The 20,069-nt window shown below is 72.3% G+C and carries 19 protein-coding genes; 14 read left to right on the plus strand and 5 right to left on the minus strand.

Annotation, left to right across the window (positions count from 1 at the left end):
* The first annotated feature begins 16 nt into the window (after positions 1 to 16).
* Complete coding sequence (locus tag LRP67_RS18055) at positions 17 to 235, plus strand: hypothetical protein (protein WP_231271545.1); 219 nt, start codon at positions 17 to 19, stop codon at positions 233 to 235.
* Between the two features lie 63 nt (positions 236 to 298).
* Positions 299 to 1,432, plus strand: a complete 1,134-nt coding sequence (gene ftsY, locus LRP67_RS18060) for a signal recognition particle-docking protein FtsY (RefSeq protein ID WP_231271546.1) — start codon at positions 299 to 301, stop codon at positions 1,430 to 1,432.
* 18 nt (positions 1,433 to 1,450) lie between these two features.
* On the opposite strand, the gene LRP67_RS18065 is transcribed toward ftsY, so the two are convergent.
* Positions 1,451 to 2,200 (minus strand): sulfotransferase, encoded by a 750-nt coding sequence (locus LRP67_RS18065; protein ID WP_231271547.1) that lies wholly within the window; start codon positions 2,198 to 2,200, stop codon positions 1,451 to 1,453.
* A 269-nt stretch (positions 2,201 to 2,469) separates the two neighbouring features.
* Between LRP67_RS18065 and LRP67_RS18070 the strand changes: the two genes are divergently transcribed.
* From LRP67_RS18070 to LRP67_RS18080, 3 genes are read left to right on the plus strand one after another with little or no spacing between them, the layout of a single operon-like run.
* The gene (locus LRP67_RS18070; RefSeq protein WP_231271548.1) at positions 2,470 to 3,246 is read left to right on the plus strand and encodes a class I SAM-dependent methyltransferase; all 777 of its coding nucleotides are present in this window, start codon (positions 2,470 to 2,472) and stop codon (positions 3,244 to 3,246) included.
* A 45-nt stretch (positions 3,247 to 3,291) separates the two neighbouring features.
* The gene (locus LRP67_RS18075) at positions 3,292 to 4,314 is read left to right on the plus strand and encodes a DUF563 domain-containing protein (protein ID WP_231271549.1); all 1,023 of its coding nucleotides are present in this window, start codon (positions 3,292 to 3,294) and stop codon (positions 4,312 to 4,314) included.
* Positions 4,311 to 5,081, plus strand: coding sequence for a class I SAM-dependent methyltransferase (locus LRP67_RS18080; RefSeq protein WP_231271550.1), 771 nt, complete (start codon positions 4,311 to 4,313; stop codon positions 5,079 to 5,081). The genes LRP67_RS18075 and LRP67_RS18080 overlap by 4 nt, the downstream gene beginning before the upstream one ends.
* A gap of 12 nt (positions 5,082 to 5,093) precedes the next feature.
* On the opposite strand, the gene LRP67_RS18085 is transcribed toward LRP67_RS18080, so the two are convergent.
* On the minus strand, positions 5,094 to 8,276 hold the full coding sequence (locus tag LRP67_RS18085; protein ID WP_231271551.1) for a glycosyltransferase family 2 protein: 3,183 nt from the start codon (positions 8,274 to 8,276) through the stop codon (positions 5,094 to 5,096).
* Complete coding sequence (locus LRP67_RS18090) at positions 8,266 to 9,189, minus strand: rhamnan synthesis F family protein (protein ID WP_231271552.1); 924 nt, start codon at positions 9,187 to 9,189, stop codon at positions 8,266 to 8,268. Before LRP67_RS18090 ends, LRP67_RS18085 begins: the two co-directional genes overlap by 11 nt.
* Before the next feature lie 310 nt (positions 9,190 to 9,499).
* On the opposite strand from LRP67_RS18090, the gene LRP67_RS18095 reads away from it, so the two are divergent.
* From LRP67_RS18095 to LRP67_RS18120, 6 genes are all read left to right on the plus strand, one after another.
* Positions 9,500 to 10,792, plus strand: coding sequence for an ammonium transporter (locus LRP67_RS18095; RefSeq protein WP_231271553.1), 1,293 nt, complete (start codon positions 9,500 to 9,502; stop codon positions 10,790 to 10,792).
* Positions 10,789 to 11,127, plus strand: coding sequence for a P-II family nitrogen regulator (locus LRP67_RS18100; protein WP_231271554.1), 339 nt, complete (start codon positions 10,789 to 10,791; stop codon positions 11,125 to 11,127). The genes LRP67_RS18095 and LRP67_RS18100 overlap by 4 nt, the downstream gene beginning before the upstream one ends.
* A 124-nt stretch (positions 11,128 to 11,251) precedes the next feature.
* Positions 11,252 to 11,590 carry a P-II family nitrogen regulator gene (locus LRP67_RS18105; RefSeq protein WP_231271555.1) on the plus strand — a complete coding sequence of 113 codons (339 nt, stop codon included), beginning with the start codon at positions 11,252 to 11,254 and terminating at the stop codon, positions 11,588 to 11,590.
* A gap of 13 nt (positions 11,591 to 11,603) precedes the next feature.
* Positions 11,604 to 13,823 (plus strand): [protein-PII] uridylyltransferase, encoded by a 2,220-nt coding sequence (locus tag LRP67_RS18110; RefSeq protein WP_231271556.1) that lies wholly within the window; start codon positions 11,604 to 11,606, stop codon positions 13,821 to 13,823.
* A 53-nt stretch (positions 13,824 to 13,876) separates the two neighbouring features.
* A complete protein-coding gene (ffh, locus tag LRP67_RS18115; protein WP_231271557.1) occupies positions 13,877 to 15,460 on the plus strand; it encodes a signal recognition particle protein in 1,584 nt (527 codons plus the stop codon).
* A gap of 255 nt (positions 15,461 to 15,715) precedes the next feature.
* A complete protein-coding gene (locus tag LRP67_RS18120; RefSeq protein WP_231271558.1) occupies positions 15,716 to 16,084 on the plus strand; it encodes an NYN domain-containing protein in 369 nt (122 codons plus the stop codon).
* A gap of 10 nt (positions 16,085 to 16,094) precedes the next feature.
* Here the strand turns inward: LRP67_RS18120 and LRP67_RS18125 are convergent, their stop codons facing one another.
* The gene (locus LRP67_RS18125) at positions 16,095 to 17,264 is read right to left on the minus strand and encodes an ROK family transcriptional regulator (RefSeq protein ID WP_231271559.1); all 1,170 of its coding nucleotides are present in this window, start codon (positions 17,262 to 17,264) and stop codon (positions 16,095 to 16,097) included.
* Between the two features lie 150 nt (positions 17,265 to 17,414).
* Here LRP67_RS18125 and LRP67_RS18130 point away from each other — a divergent pair, with 150 nt between their 5' ends.
* Entirely contained in the window at positions 17,415 to 18,485 is a 1,071-nt protein-coding gene (locus LRP67_RS18130) for an amidohydrolase family protein (RefSeq protein WP_231271560.1), read from the plus strand.
* 1 nt (position 18,486) lies between these two features.
* Here LRP67_RS18130 and LRP67_RS18135 read toward each other — a convergent pair whose 3' ends face one another.
* On the minus strand, positions 18,487 to 19,095 hold the full coding sequence (locus tag LRP67_RS18135; RefSeq protein WP_231271561.1) for a hypothetical protein: 609 nt from the start codon (positions 19,093 to 19,095) through the stop codon (positions 18,487 to 18,489).
* A gap of 180 nt (positions 19,096 to 19,275) precedes the next feature.
* On the opposite strand from LRP67_RS18135, the gene rpsP reads away from it, so the two are divergent.
* Both rpsP and LRP67_RS18145 read left to right on the plus strand, forming a co-directional pair.
* Positions 19,276 to 19,779, plus strand: a complete 504-nt coding sequence (gene rpsP, locus LRP67_RS18140; protein WP_231242291.1) for a 30S ribosomal protein S16 — start codon at positions 19,276 to 19,278, stop codon at positions 19,777 to 19,779.
* A 5-nt stretch (positions 19,780 to 19,784) separates the two neighbouring features.
* Positions 19,785 to 20,027, plus strand: coding sequence for an RNA-binding protein (locus LRP67_RS18145; RefSeq protein ID WP_134738606.1), 243 nt, complete (start codon positions 19,785 to 19,787; stop codon positions 20,025 to 20,027).
* The last annotated feature ends 42 nt before the right edge of the window (positions 20,028 to 20,069 follow it).

The raw sequence follows: 20,069 nt of genomic DNA on the forward strand, positions 1-20,069 counted from the left end.
TCGGAAGGCTCCCGCCGTGCTCATCATCATCCTCGTCATGGCCGCGATCCTCGTCATGTGCGGCCTGGTCCTGACCTACGTCGCGTTCCCGCACCGAGGCGCGGACGTGCCCACGGCGCCCTGGCTCGGCAAGGGCATGGCCAAGGCGGTCGACGCCCTGCCGACGCTGGACGCCGAGGAGGACGAGCAGCCGCGCGCTGCGGGGTCTCCGCTGGACCAGCGGGCCCCGCGCTGACCGGCGTCCTCGGACTGCTGCCGGTCGCCGACCCTGGCAGGCCCCTCTGGTTGGATTGAGCCCATGGATGCCCTGGCTCTCGTGATCCTGCTCGTCGCCGTCGTCGGCCTCGCCCTGGTGGGTGCGGTCGTGGGGCTGGTGACGACCAGGCGGCGCCGCCCCCGGCCGCTGCCCAACACCCACACCGACGTCCTCGGTACCCCGGTCGCCGAGGACGAGGCGCCGGTCGAGCTCTCGGCGCCACCGGCGACGATCGAGCCCGAGGTCCCCACGCTCGAGCGGCCCGAGGGGGCCGCCTCCCGGCTGGCCCGGCTCCGGCAGCGCCTCGCCGGGTCGCAGGGCGGGCTCGGCCGCGGCCTGCTCGCCCTCCTCAGCCGGGACCGGCTCGACGAGGACACGTGGGAGTCGATCGAGGACACCCTGCTCACCGCCGATATCGGCGTCGCCCCGACGCAGCAGCTGGTAGACAACCTCCGGGCCCGGCTGCGGGCCGAGGGCGGGGCCGACCCGCGCGCGGTACTGCGCGAGGAGCTGCTCGCGCTGGTCGACCCGGACATGGACCGCCGGCTGAACGTCTCCGGCCCGGACGGGCAGCCCGGCGTGGTGCTGGTGGTGGGGGTCAACGGCGCCGGCAAGACCACCACGGTGGGCAAGATCGCCCGGATCCTGGTGTCCGAGGACCTCCGGGTCACCTTGGGTGCGGCCGACACGTTCCGTGCCGCCGCCGTCGAGCAGCTCGCGACGTGGGGCGAGCGCGTCGGCGTCGAGGTCGTCCGGGGGAGCGAGGGCTCCGACCCGGCGAGCGTGGCCTTCGAGGCGGTCAAGCAGGGGGCCGCCACCGAGGTGGACACCGTCATCATCGACACCGCGGGCCGGCTCCAGAACAAGCAGGGCCTCATGGACGAGCTGGGCAAGGTCAAGCGCGTCATCGAGAAGCAGGCGCCGGTGACCGAGGTGCTGCTGGTGCTCGACGCCACCACCGGCCAGAACGGCATGATCCAGGCGCGCGTGTTCAGCGAGGTCGTCGACGTGACCGGCATCGTCCTCACCAAGCTCGACGGCTCGGCCAAGGGCGGGATCGTCGTGGCCGTCCAGCGCGAGCTCGGCGTGCCGGTCAAGCTCGTCGGGCTCGGGGAGGGCCCTGACGACCTGGCGCCGTTCAACGCTGAGGCGTTCGTCGACGCGCTCCTGGGCTAGCCAGGCCCTGGGTCCCGCTCAGAGGCTGCGCCGCCGCAGCCGGCCCCACAGCTCGAGGTCCGCCCCCTGCTCGAGGTAGGCCGTGTCCTCGTCCGAGAGGGTGCGCTCTCGCCCGGCGATCGACTGGCTGTATCGGCGGTGGGCCTGGGCGAACGCCGCGTCGAAGAGCGGGTCCTTCTCGAGGCCGAGCCACTGCAGCGCGGCCGCTGCCGCCGCACCGTCGGGGTCGCCGAAGAGTCGTTCGTACTCGATGACCGCCACCCGCTGTGGGTGGGTCCTCCTCATGCGGCCGACGCGCCGGAGCGCCTTGTTCCAGGGCAGGAGAGCGGCGCGAGCGCCGTTGGTGGCCGCCCAGGCCGTGTCGTCCTCGTTGCGGGCTCGCCGGTCCCATGAGTCCGCCACGTCGCGCACGTCCCGGATGATGCAGAGGAACCGGGCGTCGGGAAGCGACTCCAGGATCGGACGGAGCCGGAGGTGGGTCAGCTTGTCGCCGACGTACTCGGCGTGGTCCCACTTGCGGTCCAGCGACTCGTAGAAATCGTGCCAGCGGGGGTGGACGTCGGGGCGGATGTTCGTCAGCCCGTCGGAGAAGTCGAAGAACCGCTCACGCGTGAAGTGCTCGGGCGTCAGGGTGCCGTTCATCTCGAGGCCCACGAGGACCTTGTAACGCTCCATCCCGATCGCCACCTTGGGATGGCTGTCGAAGAGCTCGGTGAGCGCGGTGGTGCCTGAGCGTCCGAGTCCGGCCAGGAAGAGAGGGCGGGGCATGGCGAGCAGTGTAGGGAGGTCGGATGCGTGGACGGCACGGCTGTCCGCTCGTCGGGGTGCGGGAGCTAGGGTGCCTCGCGGACGACCAGCAACGACAGAACAGGTGGTGTGAGGTGACCGGGCTTCTCGAGTATCCGCGGCGGTACTGCAGCGTCTGTCACCAGGTCGTGCGGCGCGAGTTCAGGCCCGGGCCCGGGGGGCGGCCCAACGCGTCGTGCCCGCGCTGCCGCAGCCTCGAACGGCACCGCTTCTTCGCCATCCTGCTCAGCGTGCTCGGGCCCACCCTCGAAGACCTCGACACCCTCCTGGAGGTGGCGCCGTCTCCAGAGACCTCGCCGATCCTCGGAGGCCTGCAGCCGCGGCGGCACCTCCGGCTGGACCTCGGCGCGGACAACCGGCTGGTCGACGTGCTCGGCAGCCTGACCGACCTGCCGCTGGCGGACGACTCGGTCGATCTGCTGGTCTGCTACCACGTCCTCGAGCACATCCCGGACGACCGGGCCGCCATGCGCGAGATCGCCCGGGTCCTGTCGACGTCGGGGATCGCCCTGCTGCAGGTGCCGTTCCGGGCGGGGACGCGCACGGACGAGGATCCCGATGCTCCGGAGGAGGAGCGGTTGCGGCGCTTCGGCCAGGTCGACCACGTCCGCTACTACGGCGACGACTTCGAGGACCGCCTGGTCGAGTCGGGGCTCGCGATCCAGCGAGTCAGCCCACGCTCGCTGCTCGGCCCGGAGATGAGCACCTGGCTGCACGTCAATCCCGACGAGCTCGTCTGGATCGCCCGCCCGCTCGCGGGAGCGGAGGTGCCGCCACCACGGACCCCGACGTCGACGTCGCTCACCCGGTCGCTGACGGCGGTGCTGGGCGAGATGACCCGTCTGCACGGGGAGCTCGACCGGCAGCGCCAGGAGACTCGTCGCCTGCGCTCGGTGGTCGAGCGGCTCAGGGAGGAGCGCGATCGGCCCCTGGGGATCAAGGAGAGCGCGCGGGCGGGCGCCCTGGCCGTGCGGCGCCGAGTCGGCCGGACACTGGCGCGCGACTGAGCGACGGTCACCGCCTGGCGCACGCGCCTGTCGTACCGTGTCCCCGTGCCCTGGGCCCGTCCTGAGTCTCCCGTCCAGCGCCCCCAGGAGCCGCTGGTGGAGCGCCTGGTGACCGACGCGGTGCTGACCCGGACCACCCATGGCAACCTGGCGGCCCTCGGTCGTCCGGACCGCTGGATCCGGGGGGCGGTCCACACGAGGGACGGCTCGCTCGTGTCGGAGTCCCAGCGCGTCTGCGGCGGCGGCGGCGAGCGCTACGCCGCCAGCGACCCCGCGCTGCTCAAGGATCTCGGGCAGCAGGCGCCGGGTCGCCGGCTGCGCGGAACCTGGCTCTACGGCGGCCACTGGATGCCGATGTTCGGGCACTTCATCACCGAGACGCTCACGAGCCTGTGGCCCGCGACGTCGGCCGACGGTCTGGTCTTCCACTCCTGGCTGGCACCCCGCGGTGAGGTGAGCGCGTGGCAGCAGCGTCTGGTCGAGCTCGCGGGACGGCAGGGTCTCGACGTGCGCGTCGTCGGCACCCGGCACGCGGTGGACCGGTTGGTCGTCGCGGAGCGCCCCTACGTCGTCAACGGCTGGGCCCGCCCGGAGGCGGTGGACGTGTGGCGCATGGTCGCCTCCGGCGTCACGTCCGATCGGTCCCCGGACCGGGTGTACTTCTCCCGCACCCGCCACAACGCCGACGCGGTGAGCCGGGGCCGACCCGTGCGCTCGTCGCCGCAACGCGACCGCGAGCTGGACCAGGACTTCGAGCGTGCCGGGTTCGCCGTGTTCTTCCCCGAGGAGCTGAGCGTCGACCAGCAGATCGGTCTGGCGGCGGGGGGCCGGGTGATCGGGGGCAACTCGGGCTCCGCCCTCCATCTCTCCGCGTTCGCGTCGCACCCGGCCTATGTGGTGGAGGTCGGTGACGAGCGAGCCCCGCACGAGGGCCTTCGCAACCAGCGGGTCATCGACGCCGCGCGCGGTCACCACCACGCGTTCGTCCCTGCCGCACGGCGTGCCGCTGACATACTCGACGAGCTCGAGCTCGATCTCATGTCTCCACCGACGAAGGAAGTCCGATGACCGCGACGCCCCTCGGCAACGCCGAGCCCTCCGCCGAGAAGCGCTCACCTGCGAAGCAGTACGTCCCCCGCTCCAAGGTCGTCCAGCGTCTGCTGAGCCTTTTCGACGAGCCGAGCTACCTCGAGGTCGGGGTGAGCCGGGGAGTCACCTTCCACGCGGTCAAGGCGCGCCGCAAGGTGGCCGTGGATCCGGTCTTCGACTTCGACTGGCAGACCGAGCAGGAGAAGCGCCGCGACACGACGACCTACCACCAGGTGACCAGTGACGAGTACTTCGGGTCCGTCATCGGGGAGGGTGAGAGGTTCGACGTCATCTTCCTCGACGGGCTCCACACCTTCGAGCAGACGCTGCGAGACCTCCTCAACGCGCTGGACCACCTGTCGGAGGGCGGCATCATCGTCATCGACGACGTCCGTCCGAGCAGCTACCACGCCTCCCTGCCCGACCACCTGCAGTCCGTCCGCGTGCGGCAGTGGGTCAAGGGAGACAACAAGGACTGGATGGGTGACGTCTACCGCCTGCTGTGGTTCATCGACACCTTCTGCCAGCAGCTGACCTACCGCACGGTGAGCAACAACCACGGCGTGGCCGTGGTGTGGCGGCAGCGGCGCTCCTCGGTGGTCGAGCGCTCCGTCCGCACGACGGCGGAGCTCTCCTTCGAGGACTTCGTGCTGCAGCAGGACGTCCTCTCCCTCGCGCCGTTCGGGAAGATCTTCCGGGAGATCCGGGCGCTGCGCGAGCCGGCCGGCATCGAAGCGACCGGCTGACCTGCCACCGGGTCAGTCCTCGTGGGCCCGCGCAGACCGCTGCCGGAGCAGCTGCACCGCGTCGTCGAGCAGCTGCGCCGCGCGCGCGTCGAATGAGTGCTCGGCCGCGACCAGCTCCGCCGCGGCACGTCGGCCGGCCTCATCGGGGAACAGGGTGTCGCGCTGCGCGACGATGCCGACGAGCTCGTGCTGGTCCTGCCACGGCTGCACGAGGCCGTGGAACAGCTCGCGCAGGTCCACCCCTGGGACGTCGTCGCTGGCGACGCGGGCGCCCGCGGCCGCCGCGTCCATGAGCCGGTTGGAGACGAAGCCGGCGGCGCGCATGTCCTCCCAGTGGTCGTTGAGGACGACGCCCGCGGCCGCGTAGAGCTCACCGAGCTCGGCGTTGTCGACGAGCAGGGAGCTCACCGCGCCCTCGGGCAGGATGTCGTGCCAGCCGGCGCCGTGGACGGTGACGGCGAGCCCGGCCGCGTTGGCGTGGCGCAGGGACGTGCGGTACACGCCGCGGGAGTTGCCCACGAAGAGCACCTCGGGCCCGGTGTCGAAGGCGGCGCGGGCCGGGTGGAAGAGCGTCGGGTCGGTCGCCTGCAGGAGTGGCCGGACCTCGACGCCCCAGGCGGCGCTGACCTGCTCGGACCATGCGACGCTGGCGGCGTACACCCGGTCGAAGCGCGCGACCTCCTGGGGTGTCACCAGGTCGGGGTGGCTGATGACCCACTCCAGGTTGACCCGGCCGGGACGGGGCACCACGAGGTCGAGGCCGCGCAGGACGAGGACGACGTCGTCCAGGTCGCGGCTCGGGCGGTGCCGCTGCTCCCGTGCGTCGACGGCGACGTGCTGCCCGCGCCGGCGCAGCGCGGCGGCCAGGGCCTCGCCGAAGTGGGTGTCGCCCCAGGCGAGGCCCTTGGGGCCGGCGGGCGAGGCGAGGTCGATCGCCCACCGCAGTACGGGCGCCGCCTCCGTGACCTGCAGCGGCCCGCGCAGCGGCTGAAGCACCGCGCTGGGGCACAGGGCGGGGTTGTCCTCCGGCCCGGTGGCCTGCCCCGGCAGTACGTCGTAGCGGTGGCGGACCACGTCGAGGCCCGCGGCACGCCAGGCGTCCGCCGAGCCGTCCGGCGGCCGGTGGCGCGCCGCGAGCGTCCGCATCGCGGCTGCCGTCACCGCCGGGTCGGCCGGCGGCGTCGGTCGGGCGACGATCTCCACGTCGGGCACCAGGACCGTGGCGCCGTGGCCGGCCTCGCTCCCGCGCAGGGCGAGGTCGACGATGGTCAACGGGCCGCACAGGGCATCGAGCCCGTCCAGGTCGGCGAGGTGCTCGCCGCGCAGCGCGACGACCGGCCCCGCGGCGGCGGGGACGGGTCGCCGACCGGCGCGGCGCGCGTCCTCGGCCGGATGGCCGGCCAGGAAGGAGTAGGGCACGGCCAGGTCGTCGTCGAAGGCCGCCCCGGCGGTCTGCACGGTGCGGGTCGTGTCCAGCACCAGCGGCTGAGCGAACGCGACGCCCTCCTCGAGCGCCCCGGCGAGCCGCAGGGCGGCGGGCAGGTCGGGATCGATGGGGTCCATCACGAGCACCACCCGCTCGCCGTGCGTGGCCGCGAAGCCGACGTTGGCCCGGACCGCCGCGCCCCGGTCCATCTGGAGTGTCACCAGCCGGGCGTGGCCGAGGACCTCGGTGAGCACTCCGAGAAGCACGTGGTGCGAGCGGGGGAGTCGTTCGCCGACGACGACCGCGTCCACCGGAAGCCCCTCGCGGGCCGCCGCGGACACCGCCCGCAGCCACAGGACCAGGGGGCGGATGGAGCCCACCGCGGGGAGCACCACGCTGGTGTGGCCCGGCACCCGCTCGGCGGCGCGTGCGGCGTCCCAGTCGACGAGGTGACGCGACGCGATGACCGAGAGCCAGGCCGGCGACTCCTGGTTGCTGATGCGCGGGCCGGCGGTGGTCGCGTCGTCGGAGTCGTCGGTGTAGTCGACGCCGACGTACGGCACGAGGTGAGGTGAGGTGAGCTCGGCCATCTTGAGCAGCAGGTCGTAGTCGACCCCCCGCCGCAGGCTCTCGTCGAAGCCACCTACCCGGGCGACGAGCTCGCGCCGGGCGACCAGGACATTCAGGTCGATGTGGTTGGCCACGAGCAGGTGCCGGTGCGTGCCCTCGAACGCGCGGTAGTAGACCTCGCCGTCCCTGGCCGCCTGCAGTGCCGCGTGCGCCATCTCCCACGCGGGGTGGGCCTCCAGCTCGGCGAGCATCACCTGGAGGAAGCCCGGGCGCCATTGGTTGTCGGTGTCGAGGAAGGCGACGTAGCGGCCCTGGGCGTGGGCGAGCGCGGTGTTGCGCGCCGCCGAGACCCCGTGATGGCCCGCGGGCAGGACGACGATGCGGTCGTCGAAGGCGGCCATGCCACGCACGACGGCGAGGGAGTCGTCGGTGGAGCCGTCGTCCACGATGAGCAGCTCCCAGTCACCGAACGTCTGGCGCTGGACGGACTCCACCGCGTCGCGGACCACGGTGGCGCGGTTCCACAGCGGCATCACGATGCTCACCAACGGCGTGCCGTCGTCGGGTGCGGCCGGCATCGTGCCGGGCTCGAGCAGGTCGCCGGGTCGCGCCGCGCTCACACGGGGCGCGTTGCGCAGCCCCATCTCGCGCTGCCACTGCCGCAGGGCCCGCGCGCTGGCCGCCGCCACCTCTCCCAGGGTCACGGCCGGGGCGTCCGGGCTGCCCGGGAGGACCGAGTCGGGCGTCGCCTTCTCGAGCCAGCCCACGAGGGGGCCGAGGCGGTGCTCGGCGGCCGCCGGATCGACGCGAGCGATGGCCTCCACGTCCACGAGCGGATGGGGCGAGGCCTTGCTGCGCACGCGGTTGCTGTTGAGGAACCACAGCAGGGGGTTTCGCAGTGCCTGCGGCCTCCCGAAGCGCGGGTCGACGGCTTCGATGAAGAACAGCGGGTGCGGCGAGAGCGCCGGATCGTCCAGGTAGGCGTCCACCGCCGCCGCCCTGGAGCCCAGCTTGCGCCCCAGCTGCTGCTCCACCCAGTGCTGGTCGAAGAGCGGCGTGTCGATGAGGACCTGACGGCCCTTGGCGGTGACCCGGCTGCGGGGCGGGGTCGGTTCCCCGGGGCGCAGGCCGGTGCGTCGGGCGGCCGCGCCGGCGACGCGCCGGGCACGGCGGAGGAGGTCGGGCGTCTCAGGAGGCACGTCGGTACTCCACCAGTCGTCGGAGCGGGCGCAGCGCCAGGGGGGTCGGGCGCAGCACGGTGTCAGGGCGCACGGTCGAGATCGCGGACGTGGCCTCCAGGTACTCGCGCACCCCGGTGAAGGCCTCGGGGTAGCGCTGCTCGCACAGCCTCAGCAACCGGTCGGCGCCCAGGCCGTAAGGGTCGTAGCGCAGGGTGTCGATCTTGACGTACGGCAGGCGCCCGTTCTCGAGCGCCACATCGGCGAGGGCGATGGCGGGGTTCCAGGCGTCCTTCGCCCGCTCCCGCAGCCAGGCAAGCTGACGGCGCGATCGCGGCGGCGGCAGCCGGTGCACCGTCCACCACGCCACCCGGCGCTGCGCGAGCGTGCGGTCCGCGTCGGTCTCGGAGAAGTACGACGACCAGCGGAACCCGGCGTCGGCCAGGGAGCGGCTCAGCCCGACCTCGTAGGCGGCGATCACCTTGCCCCGGTCCGAGACCGGTGACATGGCCCGCCAGAAGCGCGCGAACGCCTGCGAGTCGACGACCCAGGGCCGGAAGGCGACGAAGAAGCTCTGCACGTGCGGGTGGACGCGCTGGGAGGCCGTGAGCCCCCAGAAGTCGGCGGGCCGGGCCGCCATCGCCTCGAAGATCTCGCGGTAGTCGACCAACGGCCCGACGTAGGTGTCGTTGCAGATGACCACTTCGTCGTGCCCGGTGAGCCGGCTCGCCTCCAGCCCGGTCTTGTAGCTGAAGAAGTCGTAGCCGTAGTTGGGCCGGCGGATCAGCCGGGCGTGGCTCTCGAGGAAGGCCGCGCCCTCGTCGTCCAGCTCGGCCGTGGACACGACCACCAGCTCGTCGACCGCCGAGGCCAGCGCCGCCACGTGGCGGCGCACGTGCGGGGCCACCTGGCCGCGGGGGTCGAAGTGAGCCATCACGGCCAACCGAGACAAGACTCCTCCTGGTGCCGGATGCGGGTGTGCGCGATCGGAGATCGTACGCGACGGCATCAGCCCCGACGTCGGTCGGCGCCCGCGGTCGCGGCTCGGGGATCGCGTAACGCAGACGTAACACAGGGTGGGGACTCGTTGCCTGCCCGCAACATCGGACGGCGGATCGTGAAACCTCGGAGCCCGAAAGTTCTGACCAATGAGGTGGGGATCTCGCGGCGACAGTGCGGTCGCCGGCGGGCCGCGTCTCCCCGGTTAGATTCCTGGAGGTTCTGTGGACGGCTATTACGCCTTCATGCTCATCGCGACAGCCCTTGTCCTGATGATGACGGTGCCGGCACTGGCGCTCTTCTACGGCGGCATGTCGCGGTCGAAGTCCGTGCTGAACATGATGATGATGTCCTACGTCGCCGCGGCGATCGTCGGCATCCTGTACGTCGCCGTCGGCTGGTCGATGGGCTGGGCTGGCGACGGCACGTTCTTCGCCAACCCCTTCGACATGTTCTGGCTGAAGGACGTCCCGACCGACGCCTACATCGGCGTGATGTTCCAGATGACCTTCGCGATCATCACGGTTGCGCTGATCAGCGGCGCGGTCGCGGACCGGATGAAGTTCTCGGCCTGGGTGCTCTTCGTCCCGCTGTGGGCGCTGCTGTGCTACTTCCCGATGGCCCACATGGTCTTCAGCTGCACCGACGACTCGCTCATCTGCGGCCGGATCGGGGCCCAGGACTACGCGGGCGGAACGGCGGTCCACATCAACGCCGGCGTCGCGGCCCTCGTGCTCGTGCTCCTGCTCGGCAAGCGCATCGGCTGGCCCAAGGACCAGATGCGCCCGCACAACCTGACGCTGACGATGCTCGGCGCCGGCCTGCTGTGGTTCGGCTGGTACGGCTTCAACGTCGGCTCGATCGTCTTCGGCGGCGAGAGCCCCGAGGCCGACATGGCGCAGTTCTTCTCCGAGACCGGCCGCACCTTCGCCAACACCACCCTGGCCACGATGGCCGCGATCCTCGGCTGGCTCCTCATCGAGCGCCTGCTGCACGGCAAGGCCACCTCGCTCGGCGCCGCCTCCGGCATCGTCGCGGGTCTGGTCGCCATCACCCCGGCGGCGGGTGCGGTCGACATCGAGGGCGCGGTCGCGATCGGCCTCATCTCTGGCGCGGTGTGCGCCTGGGCGGTCAGCCTCAAGTACAAGCTGGGCTACGACGACTCGCTCGACGTGGTCGGCGTCCACCTGGTCGGCGGCATCGTCGGCACCGTCCTGATCGGTCTCTTCTCGACCGCCGACGGTGCCGGTGGGGTCGACGGCCTCTTCTACGGCGGCGGCCTCGGCTCCCTGGGCGACCAGGTCCTGGGCGTGCTGGTGGCAATCGTCTTCTCCGGCATCATCACGGCCGTCATCGCCCTCGCCATCAAGTACACGCTGGGCCTGCGCATCTCCGAGGAGGACGAGGTCGAGGGCATCGACCTCGCCGCCCACGGTGAGACGGCCTACGACCTGCACACCGGGATGGGCGGGGGCGGCGGCAAGACCGGCGTCCTCGGCACCCAGACCGTCCCCGCCTCGGAAGGAGCACGCGCATGAAGCTCGTGACCGCGGTCATCAAGCCGCACAAGTGGGAGGACGTCCGCGAGGCCCTCGAGACCTTCGGCGTCACCGGCATGACGGTCTCCGAGGTCAGTGGCTACGGGCGCCAGAAGGGCCACACGGAGGTCTACCGCGGTGCCGAGTACGACATCGCGCTGGTGCCCAAGATCCGGATCGAGATCGTGGTCGACGGCGATGACGCGGACGACATCGTCGGCATCATCGTCAAGACCGCGGCGACCGGCCGGATCGGTGACGGGAAGGTCTGGGTCAGCCCGGTCGAGACCGTCATCCGGGTCCGCACCGGCGACAAGGACGAGGCGGCCCTCTAGCCTCCCCGCCCCTCGAGAGCCCCGACGACCCGGCCGTCCTGAGACGGTCGGGTCGTCGGCACGTCGTGGGGGCATCATCGGCACCGTCTCGGCTGTCGCCCACCCCCCAGCAAGGAGCGCACGCATGAAGCTCGTCACCGCGATCATCAAGCCGCACAAGTGGGAGGACGTCCGGATGGCCCTCGAGGCCGTCGGCGTCACCGGCATGACCGTCTCCGAGGTCAGCGGCTACGGGCGCCAGAAGGGCCACACGGAGGTCTACCGGGGTGCGGAGTACGACGTCGCGCTGGTGCCGAAGATCCGCCTCGAGATCGTCGTCGGCGACGAGGACGCCGCGATGATCGTCTCGACGATCCAGACCAGCGCCGGCACCGGCCGCATCGGGGACGGCAAGATCTGGACCTCCCCGCTCGAGTCCGTGGTCCGCGTGCGCACCGGCGACCGGGACGACGCGGCCATCTAGTGGCCGCTCTCGCATGACCGCCTCGGAGCGCGCCGCCCGGACCGCCGAGGCCGACGCCCTGTGCGTCACCGCCTACGAGGGCGCCGGTGGCCCCGCCTCGGGGGCGGCCCTGGTCGCGGTCGGCGGGTACGGCCGCGGCGAGCTCGCGCCGTACTCGGACCTGGACGTGGTGCTGGTCTCCGACGAGGGCGTCGACCTCGGGGACCTGCCCGAGAAGGTCTGGTACCCGCTGTGGGACAGCGGGAGCCGGCTCGACCACTCGGTGCGCACGATGCCCGAGATGCTGACCGCGGCCGCGGCGGACCTGCGCGTGGCGTCCGGGCTGCTGGATGTGCGCCACCTCGCCGGCGACCCCCACCTGACCCTGCGCCTGCGCACGACGATGCTCGCGGAGTGGCGCCGCGGGGCCCGGGAGCGGCTGCCGGCCCTGCATGACCTGGTGCGGGCCCGCCACGACCTGCTGGGGGAGCTGGCCCATCTGTCGGTACCTGACGTCAAGGAGGCCGAGGGCGGCCTGCGCGACGCGACCGTGCTCCGCGGACTGGTCGCCACGTGGCTGGTCGACGTGCCCCACGTGGACCTCGAGCGCAGCCGGAGGTCGCTGCTGGACGTCCGCGACCTGCTGCACGCCACCACCGGGCGGGCCACCGATCGGATCGCCCCTGAGGTGTGGCCGGACCTCGCCGAGGCGCTGGACCTGGCCGACGACCTGGCCGCGCAGGTGCACGTGCGCGACCTCGGGCGCCGGATCGCGCACCTGTCGCGGCTGGCGTGGCGGCGCGTGGACGCGGTCCTGGCGCGTCCGGTGTCGGTGAAGGGGGCCCGACGCCCCTCGCTCGAGCCGGTCGCCGCCGGGGTCGCCCTGTCGGCGGGGGAGATCGTGCTCGACCGCAAGGCCCGCCCCGCCGAGGACCCGGTGCTGCTGCTGCGTGCGGCGACCGCCGCCGCCGAGCGCGACGTCGTGCTCGCGCCGGCCACCGCCGCGCGGCTGGTGCGGGAGTGCCCGCCGCTGCCCGATCCCTGGCCGGACGAGGCTCGGCAGCTGCTGGTGCGGCTGCTGGCGTCCGGCCGCAGTCTGCTCGCGGTCTGGGAGACGCTGGAGGAGACCCAGGCGCTGAGCGGCTTCCTGCCGGAGTGGGAGCGAGTGCGTTCGCTGCCGCATGCCTCGGTCATCCACCGCTTCACCGTCGACCGGCACGTCATCGAGACCTGCATCGAGGCCTCGTCCCTGATCCGCTCCGTCGCCCGCCCCGACGTCCTGATGGTGGCCGCGCTGCTGCACGACATCGGCAAGGGCGGGCTGACCGAGCACAGCGTCGCGGGCGAGCCCATCGCCCGTGGGATCGCCATCCGCATGGGGTTCGCGCCGGACTGCGTGGAGCTGATCTCGCTGCTCGTGCGCTGGCACCTGCTGCTCGCCCAGAGCGCCACCACCCGCGACCCCGACGACCCCGCGACCGTCGAGCTGGTGACCTCGCGCCTGGGCTCGGTCGAGGCGGTCGCACTCCTCGGCGCCCTCACCGAGGCCGACGCCAAGGCCACCTCGCCCAAGGCCTGGTCGTCCTGGCGAGCCGGGCTGATCCTCGACCTGGCCCGCCGCGCGCACGCCGCCCTCGACACCGGCGCCGCCCTGCCGCCGATCCACAGCGACGAGGTGCCCGTCCCCGCCGACCTGCGCCCCGACTCGGTCTACATCTCCGTGGAGCCCGTGCCCGGTGGCTCCCGCGTCACCACCATCGCCATCGACCGGGTCGGGCTGCTCGCCGACTTCGCCGCGATGTTCGCGCTGCAGCGCACGGCCGTGCGCGCGGCGCGCGTGTGGGCGCAGGGGGAGCACGGCATCTCGGTCTGGGAGGTCGCGGACGAGGACCTCGACCAGGCCATCCTGCGGCAGAAGTACGACGCGATCGTCGACGGGCGACTCGACCCGTCGGCGCGGCTGCGGCCCGGGGGCGGCGGTGCGCTCGCCCCGACGGTCGTGGTGCGTCCGGAGGCCAGCGACCACGCGACGGTCCTCGAGGTGCGCACCGCCGACCGGCCGGGCGTGGTCTACCTGGTCTGCGCCACGCTGGCGCGCCTCGACGTCGAGGTCCGCTCGGCGCACGTGGACACGCTGGGACCGCAGGCCGTCGACGTGTTCTACGTGGTGGAGCCGTCGGCCGGAGCACTCTCGGAGACCCGCGCGGCGGCCGCGGCGTACGCCGTACGCGAGGCACTCACGGGTCCCGGTTAGGCTGGACACCTCCACGAGACTCCCGACTTCGCCTGCCCGAGGACGCCACACCTGTGTTTGCCACCCTTTCCGACCGGCTTGCCGACACCTTCAAGAACCTGCGCGGCAAGGGCCGGCTCTCCGAAGCCGACATCGACGCCACCGCGCGCGAGATCCGCATCGCGCTGCTGGAGGCCGACGTCGCGCTGCCGGTGGTCAAGGAGTTCGTGGGCGCGGTCAAGGAGCGTGCGCGCGGCGAGGAGGTCAGCGGTGCGCTGAACCCCGCCCAGCAGATCATCAAGATCGTCAACGAGGAGCTTGTCGAGATCCTCGGCGGCGAGACCCGCCGCCTGCGCTACGCCAAGTCCGGGCCCACCGTGATCATGCTGGCCGGCCTCCAGGGCGCGGGTAAGACGACGCTCGCGGCCAAGCTGGCGCTGTGGCTCAAGGACCAGGGCAAGTCCCCGGTCCTCGTCGCGTGCGACCTCCAGCGCCCCAACGCCGTCAAGCAGTTGCAGGTCAACGGCGAGCGCGCCGGCGTCCCCGTCTTCGCCCCCGAGCCGGGCAACGCGCAAGGAGTCGAGCACGGGGGGGACCCGGTCGGTGTCGCCCGGGCGTCGATCGAGGAGGCCAAGCGCAAGCTGTACGACGTCGTCATCGTCGACACCGCCGGCCGGCTCGGCGTCGACGCCGAGCTGATGCAGCAGGCCTCGGACATCCGCGACGCCGTACAGCCCGACGAGGTGCTGTTCGTCGTCGACGCGATGATCGGCCAGGACGCGGTCGTCACTGCGCAGGCGTTCCTCGACGGCGTCGGCTTTGACGGCGTCGTCCTCACCAAGCTCGACGGCGACGCCCGCGGTGGTGCCGCCCTGTCGATCGCGTCGCTCACCGGGCGCCCGGTCATGTTCGCCTCCAACGGCGAGAAGCTGACCGACTTCGACCTCTTCCACCCCGACCGCATGGCCTCGCGCATCCTCGACATGGGCGACATGCTCACCTTGATCGAGCAGGCCGAGAAGAGCTTCGACTCCGAGCAGGCCATGAAGGCCGCCGCCAAGCTGAGCGGGCAGGGCGGCGAGTTCACCCTCGACGACTTCCTCGAGCAGATGCAGCAGGTCCGCAAGCTGGGCTCGATGTCGAAGATCATGGGGATGCTGCCCGGGATGGGGCAGTTCCGCGAGCAGCTCGAGAACTTCGACGAGCGCGAGATCGACCGGATCCAGGCCATCATCCAGTCGATGACGCCGGCCGAGCGGGCCAACCCGAAGATCATCGACGGATCGCGCCGCGCCCGGATCGCCAAGGGCTCCGGCCGCATGGTCTCCGACGTCAACCAGCTCGTCGACCGCTTCTTCGAGGCGCGCAAGATGATGATGCAGATGGCCAAGGGCGGTGGGATGCCGGGGATGCCCGGGATGCCGGGTCTACCGGGCGCCGGCAAGCGCGGCAAGCAGAAGGCGCAGCCCAAGAAGGGCAAGGGCGCCAAGCGCTCCGGCAACCCCGCCAAGGCGGCCCAGGAGGCCGCCGCTGCCAAGGAGCGCGCCGCCGCCGCGGCCGCCAACCCGTTCGGCAACCCCGACGCGGAGCCGGTCGACTACGAAGCCGCCGCCGCCAACCTGAACCTGCCCAAGGACTTCTCCAAGTTCCTGAAGTGACCGGGCGCCTCGAGTTTCACCGGGCACCCGGTGAAACTCACGCCTCCCCGACGAAGTTTCATGCCGGATGCGTGAGTTCCGTACGGCCCGTGGTGCTGCCGTGACTAGGAGACTCGTGATCGCCGGCGCTGACTGGGGAGATGGGCGCCGCAGTGCCCGGTGCCGCGAGTTTCACCGGGCACCCGGTGAAACTCACGCCTCCCCGACGAAGTTTCATGCCGGATGCGTGAGCTCCCTACGGGCCGCGGTGCGGAAGTGACCACCACCCTCGTCATCGACGGTGCCAACGTGGTGGGCGCCCGGCCCGACGGCTGGTGGAAGGACCGCGCGGGTGCGGCGGCCCGGCTGCACGCCCAATTGATGGTGGCCGACGTACCGCAGGACCGGGTGGTGCTGGTGCTGGAGGGCGCGGCCAAGGGCGGCGTCCGCGCCGGGCGCGACGCCCACGTCACGACGGTGCACGCGAAGGGCAACGGTGACGACACGATCGTGGCCGAGGCCAAGAAGGCCGCCGAGCGCGGCGACCGGGTCAGCGTCGTCACTGCCGACCGGATCCTCATGGGCCGCGTCGAGCACCACGGGGCCATGGTCCTCAGTCCGAGCTGGCTGCTCGACCACCTCTGAGCCCCCCCGCTCAGCCCGAGGCGACCCGCGCGATCGCGAGCGAGACGGCGCCGATGATCTCGGCGCGGTCGCCGAGGCGGCCGGGGGCGACCCGAACGGCGGCGGCGGTGTCGGGCTGGGCGTAGCGGTCGACCGAGGCGCGGATGCCGACGGCCAGCGCCGACGACGTGCCGAGCGAGCCCCCCAGGAGCACCAGCTCGGGGTTGAGCGCGTTGCACAGGTCGGCGAGCGCCCGCCCGATCGTGCGGCCCGCGTCGCTGAGCACCCGGCGCACCCCGGCGTCGCCGTCCGCGTCGAGCTCCAGGACGCGCTGCACGTCGAGCGGCTCGTCGTACGCCGGCTGCAGCACGTCCAGCAGCCGGGGGGCAGACACCATGGTCTCCAGGCAGCCGCGGTTGCCGCAGCGGCACACGGGCCCGTCCTCCCCGACCTGGACGTGCCCGAGCTCGCCCGCGATGCCGGACGCCCCCCGATGCAGCCGGCCGCCGAGCACGATCCCGGCGCCGACGCCGCTGGCCACCTTGACGTACAGGACGTCGCTGGCGCCGCGGGCCGCCCCCCGCTCGACCTCGGCCAGCGCCCCGAGGTTGGCGTCGTTGTCGACGAAGACCGGTATCCCGATGCGACGCTGCAGCTCCTCGCCGGGGGAGAGGTCGCGCCAGCCGGGCATGATGCCGGTGCTGACCCGGGCCGAGCGGCGGTCCAGCGGGGCCGGCACGCACATCGCGGCGGCGTGCACCTCGTCGCGCTCCACACCAGCGGCATGCAGCGCCGCGCGCACCATGACCGCCGTACGGTCCAGGGTGTCGGCGCCGTGGGTGTCGACGTCCACGGCGGCGCAGTCCTCCGCGAGGACCTGGCCGGTGCGATCGGCGACCGCCACCCGGACGTGCCGGTGGCCGACGTCGACCCCGACGACGCCGCCCGAGGGTGCGCTCAGGGTGACCAGGACGGGCGGCCGGCCGCTGCCGCCCTTGTGCGGACGGCCGCGGTCGGTGGTCTCGCTGACCAGACCCCCGGCGATGAGCTCGGCGATCAGACTGGACACTGTCGTGCGGGACAGGCCGGTGCCGCGAGCCAGGTCGGCCCGGCTCATCGGGCCGCCGGACAGCAGCGAGGTGACCGCGCGGCGGTTGGCGACGCGGAGCCGTTCGAGGGACCCGGAGCTGGGTGCAGCCATGGATCCGAGCCTAAGGAAGATTCATCCGGGAGGCGCACTAAAAAGTCGTTGTTGCCGGATCTTTACGCATTGCCTCGTTCAATTGGAGTTCGTACCACCCGCGCTACCCGTACGGCTGGGGGCTGCGCGCGCGGCGGTAGCGTCCGGGGCATGACGGTCATCAGGTTCCGAGGTCCGGTGCTGCCCGACGGGGAGGCCCGCGACGTGTACGTCGTGGACGGCCGCGTCACCTACGAGGCGACGTCCGGCGCGCACCTCGTCGCCGAGGGCTGGATCGTCCCGGGCCTGGTCGACGCCCACTGCCACCTGGGCCTCGACGACCATGGCGCGGTCGACGAGGCCACCACCGAGGAGCAGGCGGTCGCCGATCGGGACGCGGGTGCGCTGCTCATCCGCGACTGCGGCTCCGCGGCCGACACCGCCTGGATCCACGAGCGCGAGGACCTGCCGCGGCTGATCCGTGCGGGCCGGCACATCGGACGCACCAAGCGCTACATCCGCAACTACGCCCACGAGGTCGAGCCGGAGGACCTGACGGCGTACGTCGTGCAGGAGGCGCAGCGCGGCGACGGGTGGGTCAAGCTGGTCGGTGACTGGATCTCGCGGGAGGAGGGCGACCTCGCGCCGTCGTTCCCCGCCGAGGCGTTCGCCGCCGCGATCGCCGCCGCCCACGAGCACGGCGCCAAGGTGACGGCGCACTGCTTCGGCGAGGGCGTGCTGCCCGGTCTCATCGAGGCAGGCATCGACTGCATCGAGCACGGCACCGGCCTGACCACCGACCTGGTCGAGGCGATGGCAGGGCGCGGCGTCGCGCTGGTGCCGACGGTGATGCAGCTCGACAAGTTCCCGAGCTACGCCGAGGCCGGCGCCGAGAAGTTCCCCGCCTACGCCGCGACGATGACCGACCTGTACACCCGTCGCCGCGACACGATCATGGCCGCCTACGAGGCCGGTGTCGCACTGTACGCCGGCTCCGACGGCGGCGGGGTCAGCCGGCACGGCAACCTGGCGGGGGAGGTCGTGGCGATGGCCGAGCTCGGTCTCCCGGCCGACTACGCCCTGGGCGCCGCATCCTGGCGCGGGCGCGAGTGGCTCGGCTTCGACGGCCTCGAGGAGGGCGCCTCCGCCGACTTCGTGGTCTACGACCGCGACCCGCTCGCCGACCTCACCGCGCTCTTCGACCCCCGCTGCGTCGTCCTCCGCGGCCGCGTCGTCGCCTGACTCAGCGCGAAATGCGGTCAGTTGGTGACGGGTCAGCGGGGGTGGGGGTGCGGGGGCGGCCGATGGTGAAGAGGACGCCGGTGACGATGAGGACCACCAGGCCGGTGCCGCCGAGGAGCAGGGGGACGAAGACGGTGGCGAGGAGACCGAAGACGAAGCTGTCCACGGCAGGGGCCGGGCCGATCTCGACCACGGCGCCCTCGTGTGCTCCCTGGCAGGTGACCTCGAGGTCGCCACTGCCCGGATCGACCAGGTGGACGCCGAGCCAGTCCGCGGAGCCGACCTCGCGGCGGAAGTCGCCGGACACCGACCGGAGGGGGATCTCCTCCTCGGTGCGGGCGTCGACCACCCGGCAGTCGGGGTAGGTGACGGTGTCGTCGAACCACAGCATCCGGTCCCGATCGGTCGGCACCGAGATGCGGTGCGGCTGCCCGTCGGCGCGGATGCTGGCGTCGGTCTCGAGGAAGCCGCTGAGCGTCCACACGAACAGGGCGGTCCCGGCGCCGACGGCCGCGAGCACGAGCGCGCCGCCGACCGCGAACCACCAGGCGCTCGGACGCGTCCGCGGCGCGGCCGCGGCAGCGCCGTACGGCGTGAGGTGCTGGGTCATCGCCTCAGCCTGCCCGATTTCATCTGTCCCGCGCATCTCTGGCAGAATCACCCGCTGAGTCCTGTGCGCCCGGTCCCTCTCACCGCGACGCGACAAGGCCCATCGAAGGACCGGCACCGTGTGTTCCCCACCCGGCTCCGCGACTTCACCCACCACGAACCTCAAGGAGACACCACAACCGTGGCCGTCAAGATCCGTTTGAAGCGCCTGGGCAAGGTCCGGGTGCCGCAGTACCGCATCGTCGTCGTCGACTCGCGCAAGAAGCGCGACGGCAAGGTCATCGAGGAGATCGGCAAGTACCACCCCAAGGAGGACCCGAGCTACATCAGCGTCGTGTCCGACCGGGCGGCGTACTGGCTCGGTGTCGGCGCGCAGCCGACCGAGGCCGTGGCCAAGATCCTCAAGATCACCGGCGACTGGCAGTCCTTCAAGGGCATCTCCGGCACCGAGGGCACCCTCAAGGTGGCCGAGCCCAAGCGGGACAAGCAGGAGATCTTCAACGAGGCGCTGAAGGAGTCGGCGAACGAGCCCAAGGGCGACGCCGTCACCAAGAAGAAGGCCGAGAAGAAGACGGAGAAGAAGGCCGAGGAGGCGCCCGCCGCCGAGGCCGCTCCCGCCGACGAGACCCCGGAGGGCGCGGCCGCTGAGGCCGAGGCCACCGAGGCGACCGAGCCGAAGGCCTGATCGCCATGCTCGCCGACGCGCTCGAGCACCTCGTCCGGGGTGTCGTCGACAACCCCGACGACGTGTCCGTGAGCGACAAGCAGCTGCGTCGTGGCTCGATCCTGGAGGTCAGGGTCCACCCCGACGACCTCGGCAAGGTCATCGGTCGGGGCGGCCGTACGGCGTCCGCGTTCCGCACCGTCGTCTCCGCCCTCGCGGGCAAGGCCGGCGCGCGGATCGACTTCGTGGACGTCGACCGCCGCCGCTGACGCACGACAACCGCTTGAATGGGTGCCGTCCTCCGGGACGGC

Source organism: Nocardioides sp. cx-169 (assembly GCF_021083605.1).
In the GTDB taxonomy this organism is placed as follows: Bacteria; Actinomycetota; Actinomycetes; order Propionibacteriales; family Nocardioidaceae; genus Nocardioides.

Excerpts from the sequence above, each read along its gene's own strand:
- ftsY (WP_231271546.1), top strand. The coding sequence starts at position 299 with ATGGATGCCCTGGCTCTCGTGATCCTGCTCGTCGCCGTCGTCGGCCTC.
- LRP67_RS18065 (WP_231271547.1), bottom strand. The coding sequence starts at position 2,200 with ATGCCCCGCCCTCTCTTCCTGGCCGGACTCGGACGCTCAGGCACCACC.
- LRP67_RS18080 (WP_231271550.1), top strand. The coding sequence starts at position 4,311 with ATGACCGCGACGCCCCTCGGCAACGCCGAGCCCTCCGCCGAGAAGCGC.
- LRP67_RS18090 (WP_231271552.1), bottom strand. The coding sequence starts at position 9,189 with ATGGCTCACTTCGACCCCCGCGGCCAGGTGGCCCCGCACGTGCGCCGC.
- LRP67_RS18095 (WP_231271553.1), top strand. The coding sequence starts at position 9,500 with ATGCTCATCGCGACAGCCCTTGTCCTGATGATGACGGTGCCGGCACTG.
- LRP67_RS18100 (WP_231271554.1), top strand. The coding sequence starts at position 10,789 with ATGAAGCTCGTGACCGCGGTCATCAAGCCGCACAAGTGGGAGGACGTC.
- LRP67_RS18105 (WP_231271555.1), top strand. The coding sequence starts at position 11,252 with ATGAAGCTCGTCACCGCGATCATCAAGCCGCACAAGTGGGAGGACGTC.
- LRP67_RS18110 (WP_231271556.1), top strand. The coding sequence starts at position 11,604 with ATGACCGCCTCGGAGCGCGCCGCCCGGACCGCCGAGGCCGACGCCCTG.
- LRP67_RS18125 (WP_231271559.1), bottom strand. The coding sequence starts at position 17,264 with ATGGCTGCACCCAGCTCCGGGTCCCTCGAACGGCTCCGCGTCGCCAAC.
- LRP67_RS18130 (WP_231271560.1), top strand. The coding sequence starts at position 17,415 with ATGACGGTCATCAGGTTCCGAGGTCCGGTGCTGCCCGACGGGGAGGCC.
- LRP67_RS18135 (WP_231271561.1), bottom strand. The coding sequence starts at position 19,095 with ATGACCCAGCACCTCACGCCGTACGGCGCTGCCGCGGCCGCGCCGCGG.
- LRP67_RS18145 (WP_134738606.1), top strand. The coding sequence starts at position 19,785 with ATGCTCGCCGACGCGCTCGAGCACCTCGTCCGGGGTGTCGTCGACAAC.